The organism is Hathewaya massiliensis, assembly GCF_902143515.1.
Taxonomy (GTDB): Bacteria; Bacillota; Clostridia; order Clostridiales; family Clostridiaceae; genus Hathewaya; species Hathewaya massiliensis.
The window spans coordinates 275,368-284,669 of the sequence record NZ_CABFVD010000003.1; the positions used below are offsets into that span (position 1 = coordinate 275,368).

Annotated in this window: 8 protein-coding genes and 1 rRNA gene; 1 reads left to right on the top strand and 8 read right to left on the bottom strand. The window is 27.5% G+C overall.

What is annotated here, in order from left to right; all coding sequences use genetic code 11:
* Positions 1 to 102: 102 nt before the first annotated feature.
* The 4 genes from FNZ64_RS08355 to FNZ64_RS08370 all read right to left on the bottom strand — a co-directional run bounded on the left by FNZ64_RS08355 (position 103) and on the right by FNZ64_RS08370 (position 3,589).
* Complete coding sequence (locus tag FNZ64_RS08355) at positions 103 to 534, bottom strand: EutP/PduV family microcompartment system protein (RefSeq protein ID WP_142414340.1); 432 nt, start codon at positions 532 to 534, stop codon at positions 103 to 105.
* Positions 535 to 546: 12 nt separating this feature from the next.
* Complete coding sequence (gene eutS / locus FNZ64_RS08360; RefSeq protein WP_243129240.1) at positions 547 to 900, bottom strand: ethanolamine utilization microcompartment protein EutS; 354 nt, start codon at positions 898 to 900, stop codon at positions 547 to 549.
* A 233-nt stretch (positions 901 to 1,133) separates the two neighbouring features.
* Positions 1,134 to 2,303, bottom strand: a complete 1,170-nt coding sequence (locus FNZ64_RS08365; protein ID WP_142414341.1) for a 1-propanol dehydrogenase PduQ — start codon at positions 2,301 to 2,303, stop codon at positions 1,134 to 1,136.
* Positions 2,304 to 2,575: 272 nt separating this feature from the next.
* Complete coding sequence (locus FNZ64_RS08370) at positions 2,576 to 3,589, bottom strand: hypothetical protein (RefSeq protein ID WP_142414342.1); 1,014 nt, start codon at positions 3,587 to 3,589, stop codon at positions 2,576 to 2,578.
* Between the two features lie 199 nt (positions 3,590 to 3,788).
* Here FNZ64_RS08370 and FNZ64_RS08375 point away from each other — a divergent pair, with 199 nt between their 5' ends.
* Entirely contained in the window at positions 3,789 to 5,207 is a 1,419-nt protein-coding gene (locus FNZ64_RS08375; RefSeq protein ID WP_142414343.1) for an alanine/glycine:cation symporter family protein, read from the top strand.
* A gap of 390 nt (positions 5,208 to 5,597) precedes the next feature.
* Here FNZ64_RS08375 and FNZ64_RS08380 read toward each other — a convergent pair whose 3' ends face one another.
* The 4 genes from FNZ64_RS08380 to rrf all read right to left on the bottom strand — a co-directional run bounded on the left by FNZ64_RS08380 (position 5,598) and on the right by rrf (position 9,294).
* On the bottom strand, positions 5,598 to 6,137 hold the full coding sequence (locus FNZ64_RS08380; RefSeq protein WP_185903722.1) for a signal peptidase II: 540 nt from the start codon (positions 6,135 to 6,137) through the stop codon (positions 5,598 to 5,600).
* A gap of 432 nt (positions 6,138 to 6,569) precedes the next feature.
* Positions 6,570 to 8,141: a LexA family protein gene (locus FNZ64_RS08385; protein WP_142414345.1), complete on the bottom strand. Its 1,572-nt coding sequence runs from the start codon at positions 8,139 to 8,141 to the stop codon at positions 6,570 to 6,572.
* 231 nt (positions 8,142 to 8,372) lie between these two features.
* On the bottom strand, positions 8,373 to 9,038 hold the full coding sequence (locus FNZ64_RS08390; RefSeq protein WP_142414346.1) for a Bax inhibitor-1/YccA family protein: 666 nt from the start codon (positions 9,036 to 9,038) through the stop codon (positions 8,373 to 8,375).
* A 139-nt stretch (positions 9,039 to 9,177) separates the two neighbouring features.
* Positions 9,178 to 9,294, bottom strand: a 5S ribosomal RNA gene (gene rrf / locus FNZ64_RS08395).
* Positions 9,295 to 9,302 lie beyond the last annotated feature (8 nt).

Genomic DNA, 9,302 nt, shown 5'->3' on the forward strand with positions numbered 1-9,302 from the left:
ATCTTATTATGCATAATTCGACTACAATTTATTACTACATATTTAATTTTTTATAATATAATTATTTTATCATAACTAAAATTAAAATAGTAGTATTAATTGTTATTTTTTTAGATATTCTATAAGTTCAATTGTTCCTTCTTCTGAGAGAGGGTTTATTTTAAAGATCTTTTGAGCTCCTGCAGAGATTAAATAATTTTCTGCTCTTTTAATTTCTTCTTCACTTTTAGCCTGATCAACTTTAGTTATTATACCTATTACAGGTTTTGCAAAGGTTGCTCCAAAGGTTGGTGGAAATATACTTTCATTGTCTGTACAATCTTGTAAAAGTCCTATAACTTCACTATCTGCTGATAAAACTATTAAGGCTTTATAATAAGATCTATTTTCTATATATTCTCCTGGAGTATCTATAGCCTTATCTGTATAACTTACTGCTTGAGTTTTTTTGTACTCTATATTTTGATTGTTTAGAGCCTGAGTCAATGTAGTCTTCCCAGCTCCAGTTCTACCTATTAGCATTATTTTTTTCACTAAATTCTCCTCCTAAGATCTAGTAATCTTAGAAACTGAAAAATCTAAAACTGTGGTTAACATATTAATAACTTCTTTTAAGGCAGCTTCTACACTAGATACATCTCCTGTTAATACTAAGGAACCGCTGAATCTATCTACAAAACCAATATCAACTCCCGCAGCTTTTGTAGCCACATCTGCTGCTATAATAGCAGCTTCACTTGGAGTTATAGTTAGTATTCCAATAGCTTCACTGTTTTCCTCCATAAGCCCTAGCTTTCTATAAATATTAACATTAGGATGAGCTATTAAATGTGCTAATGTTATCTGCTTACCTGGTACATATTCTTGTATGACCCTTTGTTTTTCTTCCACATCTTTCACTCCATTTACAATAAACTTAAAACTTTTTTGCGTCTTCGCTAAAAAAGAGCTTAACAAAAATAGTAAAACTATTTTCATTAAGCTCCATTGCTTTCTTTTCACTTGACACATCATCGTATCAGTTTTAGTATTGTTTCTTATTAGAAATTTATACAATCTTAATTTAAGATAATTATAATTCAAAGTTAAAGGCTTGTCAATAGAATTTATATTTTTCTAAATATTTTTATATATTATTTTTCAAAATACACTTTCATAAATAAAGCTTCTAACTCTTCTGCTGTAGGAACTCTTGGATTTGTTGGAGTACAACCATCCTTCATAGCAACCTCAGACATCTCTTTAACTAAGGCTTTAAATTCTCCCTCATCTACTCCAGCATTTTTTATAGAGCTTGGTATTCCAAGATACTTAGTTAAATTTTTAACACCAGCTATAAGTGCCTTTACTCCATCTTTAACATTATTAGAAGTAGTTAAATTTAAGAATCTAGCAATTTCAGCATATTTTTCTGCAGCTACAGTATATTCCTTAGTGTATGTTGATTTAAGTTGTGCATTATATTCTATTACATAAGGCAATATAATTGCATTTGATCTTCCATGAGGTACATGAAACTTTCCACCTAATATGTGCGCCATACTATGATTTATTCCTAAAGATGCATTAGTAAATGCTAACCCTGCAATACATGATGCATTGTGCATTTTTTGTCTAGCTTCTTCATCACTACCTTCTTTAAAGGCTTTAGGTAAATATTTAAATACTGTTTTAATAGCCTTTTCTGCTAAAGCATCAGTATAATCTGTAGCTTTAGTAGAAACATAAGCTTCTATAGCATGAGTTAAAACATCTATTCCTGTATCTGCTGTAATAACTGGTGGAACTGATTTAACTAGGTCTGCATCTAATATAGCCACATCAGGTAGCATAGATTCATCAACTAATGGATATTTTACATTGGCAACTGTATCTGTTATAACAGAAAAGCTAGTTACTTCTGAACCTGTTCCACTCGTTGTTGGTATAGCTATGAACATTGGATCTACCACTTGTGAATCTGGTTGTAATCCTTTTTTAACCATACCTCTAAATTTTCTAATAGCCTTTGAAGCATCAATAGCAGATCCTCCACCAAGGGTAATCATAACATCTGGATTACATTTATCCATAGCCTTTATTCCTATAGCTACTAAAGAAATTGGTGGATCTGGAACTATATCTGAAAATACTTCATAAGGTATATTAGCTTCATCTAGCATAGACGTTACCTTATTTATAGCTCCTGACTTAACCATAAATGGATCTGTTACAACAAAAGCTTTTTTGCATTTTAATGTACTTAAGTATTTTAGAGAACCTGCTCCAAAATATATTTGGGGTTTAACGCTAAAATTATCCATTTTATCACTCCTTATTTTATATACTCTTACTTTTCACAAAAATTCACTTTGTAAAATCTTGCTTTTAAAGATTTATTTATAAAAAATAAAAGCTTCCTAAGGACTTTTCCTTAAGAAGCTTCATTGCTCTTATAATTTATACATCATTGTACAAATAATCATATTTTGTTTTTTATTATTAAACCAATATTTATTATATGTATATTTCAATTTTATATTTATACATTATTATTGTCAAGCTATTGTATATATCTGCTGATGGATTTTATATTTTATTTTCTGTTCTTCTTATTAATAAAGGATTTTTTAGGAAATAACTTTAAAAACCCTTCTACACTTCCCTCTTTAATATTGTTCTTAGGTATGTGCATAACTACTCCCTTTTTAACAGGAATTAATATTTTTAAAAACCACTGATTATCTTCTATAATTTTAATACTTCCCGCTCTAATTTTTACCCCCATTTTACTACTCAATATACCAATATACCCATCTTTAGATAGATGGATAACAACATCCTCTTCATCTATAGTATTTTTCTTTAATAGATATGCTAAATAGGGATATCCTATATATAGACAAGCTAATGCTCCAAAACTAAAAGCAATTCCCTTATTAGTAGTAAACATAAGCCCACCTAAAGCAGCAAATATAATGCCATATGCAAAATGTTTTTTTCTACTATAATACTCGATTTTTAAAATATTTTTATACTCTTCTTTAGAAAGATTATATCTTAATACCCTCTTTCCTTCTGTATACTCCTCTTTAAAAAGCTCTTTACCCTTACTAAAACTTTCAAGTTTATTTTGTAAACCCTCCACAAATTCTTCCAAATCCCCAGATTCTATAGACTTTTTAGGTATTAAAATCTCTTTTAAAAGCTCAGTATTTCCATCTTTAGGCATTACTCTAGTATAATATTTATCCTCTTCAGTCCCCTCTATATTTTCATATTTAACCCTTAAAACCCCAGTATTATCCTCAACCTTAAGTGTACTTTCTTCTAATTCTAAAGACATTTTATTATTTTTAACCTTAGTCATATTAAATAATAATATTGTATAGGGAAACATTATGTAAAAAACACCAAAAGCTATAAGCAAATTAGGTAAAAAAAGTTTTGTAGCTCTTGTTCTTATAAGCACTCCAGATAAAATAAGCACAGGCCCTAAAAAAAGCTGTGTTTTATTTTCATAAAATTGTTTTATGGCCGATAGAAAAACGTCTTTCTTTTTAATATTATAATTTATTTTATTTTGCGTATTTATTTTTTCTGTTTTCACTATTTACCCCTCCCATCCTAGTTTATTGTACTATATAAAGCATATTTTTAACACTATGATTTATAAAAAATATTCTTAATACTACAAAATTAAATATTCTGAAATTTGATTTTTAATACTAATTATGATACAATTTTTCTATATTTTTTTTGATGTTAAATTGAAATTATCATACTAATGAAAAAGGAGTTGATTATTTATGAATGTACTTTATAAATTTATTTCATTTTCTAATAATATTCTTTGGTCCTATGTATTAATTTTTCTTTTAATTTCTCTAGGACTATTTTTCACTTATAAAACAAAGTTCGTTCAATTTAGATATTTTAAAGAAATGTTTAAACTTTTAAGTAAAAGTGTATCTAACAAAAGCGAAGGTATTTCATCTTTTCAAGCGTTTTGTATTAGTACTGCCTCAAGAGTAGGTACTGGTAACTTAGCTGGTGTTGCTATAGCAATTTCCTTAGGGGGACCTGGTGCAGTGTTTTGGATGTGGGTCATAGCTTTAGTTGGAGGTGCTTCTAGTTTTGTGGAAAGTACTCTAGCTCAGGTCTTTAAAGTAAAAGATACCCATGGATACAGAGGTGGTCCTGCTTACTACATGGAAAAAGGACTAAATAAACGTTGGCTTGGAATTCTCTTTTCTATTCTTATTACAATTTGTTTCGGATTAGTATTTAATTCTGTTCAATCAAATACAATTTCACTTGCATTTAAAGAAGCTTTTAAAATAGATACAAAATTCACTGGAATACTATTAACTGCTCTTACTGCTATCATTATATTTGGTGGAGTAAAAAGGATTGCAAAGGTATCTGAGTTTATAGTACCAATTATGGCCTTAATTTATATAGCAGTAGCTGCCTTTGTTGTAGTAAAAAACATAACTTTAATTCCTCATATTTTTTCTTTAATAATTGAAAATGCCTTTGGAATAAAAGAAATGTCTGGTGGTGGTGTAGGTGCTGCCATAATGATGGGAATAAAAAGAGGATTATTCTCTAATGAAGCCGGAATGGGTAGTGCCCCAAATGCAGCAGCTACAGCAGAAGTTGAACATCCAGTTCATCAAGGATTAATACAAACCTTAGGTGTTTTTACTGATACTATATTGATTTGTTCATGTACTGCTTTTATAATATTAATTTCAGGAGCATATACAAATCAAAGTTTAACTGGCATTCAATTAACTCAAATTGCTCTAAGTTCAGAGGTTGGATCTTGGGCAAAGATTTTCATAGCAATATGTATATTCCTATTTGCATACAGCTCAATTTTAGGAAACTATTACTACGGAGAAAATAATATAGAGTTTATTAGCGAAAATAAATCACTATTAATATTATATAGACTTTTAGTAGTATCAATGGTCCTAGTTGGAGCTTTAGTAAAAGTGCAGATCGTTTGGGACATTGCAGACTTATTTATGGCATTTATGGCTATCTTAAATCTAATTGCTATAACTTTATTATCTAAAATAGCCTTTGATGTGCTAAAAGATTATGATATTCAAAGAAAAAATGGTTCTCCTCTAAGTTTTAACCCTAAGAAAATAGACAGCCTAAAAGGTATAACCCTTCCATATTGGGGAAATGAAGAAGAAACTGAAATTAAATAGAACTTAAACATAATTTATAATAAAGCAAATTAATTAAAGCTAAAAATCACTTTGTAATTTAAGTATTTTTAGCTTTAATTTTAAAAAAATAGTCAGCACAATACTATGCTGACTTTATAATAAGGGAATACTTTATATTATTGGCTTTAACTCTCGTTACATTTACCAACTTATATATTTTCATGAGTTAATTTTACATTTTAAAAATATACTGTATTTAACTCCTGGTATATTGTAATAAGCTTATGTTAATTATAGGTTAAGAGTACGTTAATAATAGGTTAAATTTATTTGCAAAGTGTAAATCTTTTTACCTTGTTGTATTTTTATGATTTTTTTTGTGGTTTTTTGTAGTTTTTATATCCTTATTTATCATGGCTCTGTTAAATTTCACTTTGTAAATATATCAATGTTTTCATTTAAAATCATCTCAAAGATCAATAGAAAAATTGACATTATTAGATATACATCTTTGAAATCAAATATTATTAAGTTGCTAAAGTGAATAAAATCTATGCTCCCCTTCCAAAAAACCTTATCCAATAAAGAACAAATGAGTCCAGAACATATAAATACAATAAAAAGATCACTCCAAAGACTTTTCCCATATGCTTTTACATGAATTTTATATCCCCATATAGAAATAGCTATAAGAATCAAATTAATTACGATAAGACTTAAGATATTAATGTTCATATTAAAAATTTGATTAAACGTAGAATAAACCTCATTTTTAACAGGCACAATTCCTACTTTTTTTATATTAAAACATATTAATTTTATTAATTGATCCAATAATATAAAAAAAATAATAACTAAATTAAGAAAGCTTTTTTTTACTCCTTCTCTAAATTTATTTCCTAAATAATAAAATACAATCCCCACACTAGGTAAAAATAAAAATAGAATTAAATTTCCTTTCAAACTCAAAACATTCCCTCCCGAACAAATCCCTCTAGACTTTATATAAATATTCTATATACTAATTGTATATTACCACATTTTAACTGTTAAATTGTGTAATATCTTAAGTTGAATTTAAAAATTCATTTGTCATTTATATGCATAAAATTATAAAATATTCTTATTTAATCCCTATATCGCAAAAAATAAATGTTGTTATTTAATCCCTATATAACAAAAAATAAATATTATTATTAAATATGAGATAAAAATATTTTTATTTAATACTTTTATAACAAAAAATAAAAAAACATTAGAACTTTATTATTAATATAATAAAATTCTAATGTACTATTTCATTTAAAATATTTTTAGTTTATTTAAAGTATTTTAGTTTATTTAAATAGAAAGGAATAAGTTTAATAACATTTATACATGCCCATCTTAATTATTTAAAAATTAAAGTTTTTTAACAATCCCTATAGCTACACCTAATATAGAAATACCTTCTTCCTCATTTACCACAATAGGACTATATGCCTTATTTTCAGGCAAAAGTAAAACTTCCTTCTTATCTACATATAATCTCTTAAGTGTAGCATTTCCACCTAAATCAACAGCTACTATATCCTTATTTTCAGCATTAAATTGCTGTCTAATTATAACGTAATCTCCATTTTCTATATTAGCATCTATCATACTGTCTCCCCTTACTTTCAGCATAAAACAATCCTTCATACCTTTAATCCAGTACTTAGGTAAAAAGAACAATCCTTCTTGTTCTGAGGATATCATAATTGGTTCTCCAGCTGCTATATTTGTAAACATAGGAACTTCTTTTAACTCATCTATTTCATATTCCTCTTCTTCGCTACCATTACATACTATAATATCATTTATATCGCTATAATCTCTTTTAAAATCAAATTCCCTATTATGTCTTAAATCTACAAACTTAAAATGTTCCATTAAATCTCTAGAGTTATTTTCTAAATCCATAGAATTATTCCCTAAATCTCTAAGGTGATTGCCTAAACTTTTAGACTCTGTATCCTTACCATTATGTTGATTAATATATTCCCCTATTTCTTTACTATGTCTTAAATTGTTATCTTTATCTTCAATTATCTCTTCCTTAAAATTATATCGTCTTTGAATTTTTCCTAAGGATTTTAGATTTAATCTTTTTCCACTTATTAAAGCTGAATACCCCTTGTCCTCCATAGAATGTAATATAAAAATTCTCTCACTATAAGGTTTAGGGTTATATATAGAATTTAAAAACTGTAGTTCCATTGGTGATAATTTTTCACAATGATCCACTATGATATGTACAAAAGATTTAAGATTCTTTTCAATTAATTTATGCAAAATATCCTCATATTCAACATATCCTAGACTATTTAAAACTTTATTATATTCCTTAAATAAATAATATATAGCTTCTCTTGTTTTAGAATTTTTTCTTATACTGCTTAATTTAGCAGCCTTCCCTCTCCTCTTAATAGTTTTGTACTCTTCTAGTGAATTAATATTATTTAATTTAATAAACTTAATCTCTTCACATATAGCTTCTATGTTATCTTCTCTAAATATTTTTATTCTGTTTAATCCCTGATTCTCTACCTTAAATTTATGATATGTTTCCGTAATAATCTTTTTTCTATCTTCCTCATTGCTTAGGATCTTAAATTTTAATGCTTCTTTAGGAAAAAGCTCCTTATAAAGCTCTAATGATAAATTTTCTATATCATATAGTTCCACATCCCTACCTAAAATAGAAAAAAAACTAAATTCTAGAGGAGTATTTATCCCTTTTAATTCATCTAATTTCTCATTTATATAATTTAACTTTTTCTTCTCTGAAACAAGATATAATATTCTATCTTCACTATACAAACTATAATTATCCTTTAAAAACAATGCTCTAGATAAAGCTGCTGTTGTTTTGCCAGAATTTAAGGTCCCTTTAATTATTTTAGTTCCCATATTTTTATCTTTAATAACTCTATACTGTTGCTTTAAAAACATTATATAAACCTCCTCCCACTATATGATATTTTACCATATTTCCCGAGAAATTTTTTATATAGTGACATTATTTTTTTTAATATAATAAAAATAGGAAAGAGAACTACACTATTCCCTTTCCTATTTTTTATTTCTTAATTTTTATTTCTTAGTTTGCCATTGTTCTACACTGATGTAAGTTTCCCTATCACAAGTGTGCTAAGTTTTATCTACTTAATTATATATATTTCACTAATCGTCATTTGCCAATCTTAGAACATATAAAAATAAATTAATAAAATCAAGATATAATTCTAAAGCTGAAATTATTATAAATCTATATACATCATTTTTATCCATATTATAACTCTGTGAATGGAAAAACTTTATCTTTTGAATATCATAAGCAGTTAATCCTGAAAAAGCTAACATTCCAACTACAGAAATTGTTAAGTTCAGTCCTTTTAAAGGAATAAAAATCTGAACTATAGACATAAGTAAAAGTCCTATAATAACCATGAGAAAAAACTGTCCCATAGCGCCTAGGTTTTTCTTTGTAGTAAATCCAATCATAGCACTACTTATAAACATAACTGATGATATTACAAAAACTATTCCTAAAGTTTTTAAACTATACATAGCAAAAATCAAACTGAAAGTAACACCATTAAGTGCTGAATAAATAAAAAACCACATAGTTGCCTTGGCTGGTGAAAGTTTTCTCACCCTACTTCTTAGATATATTACTACTCCAAGTTCTGCAGCCATAGCCATATACATATGCATAGGTCTAATATACTGTATCATATTTGTTAGCGAAAAACCAATTCCATAAGTTATTAAAAGTCCAATTCCCATTAATAATAAAGTTTTTGAGATAAATCTTGATTCACTTACTCTATATTCTTTTTCCAACATAACTCCTCCTCTTCTAGCTTAATATAAACCCTGTCTATTAATTATATCACATTGATTATTAATTTATTACCTTACAATTGATAATATTTTGTAAAACATGAAAAACCTTGTTGAATAAATTCAACAAGGTTTTTTTCTTACCTGGCGACGTCTTACTCTCCCACAGGGCTTCCCCTGCAGTACCATCAGCGCTATAAAGCTTAACTTGCCTGTTCGGTATGGGAAGGAGTGTTACCTTTATGCCATTGTCACCAGATGCTGATT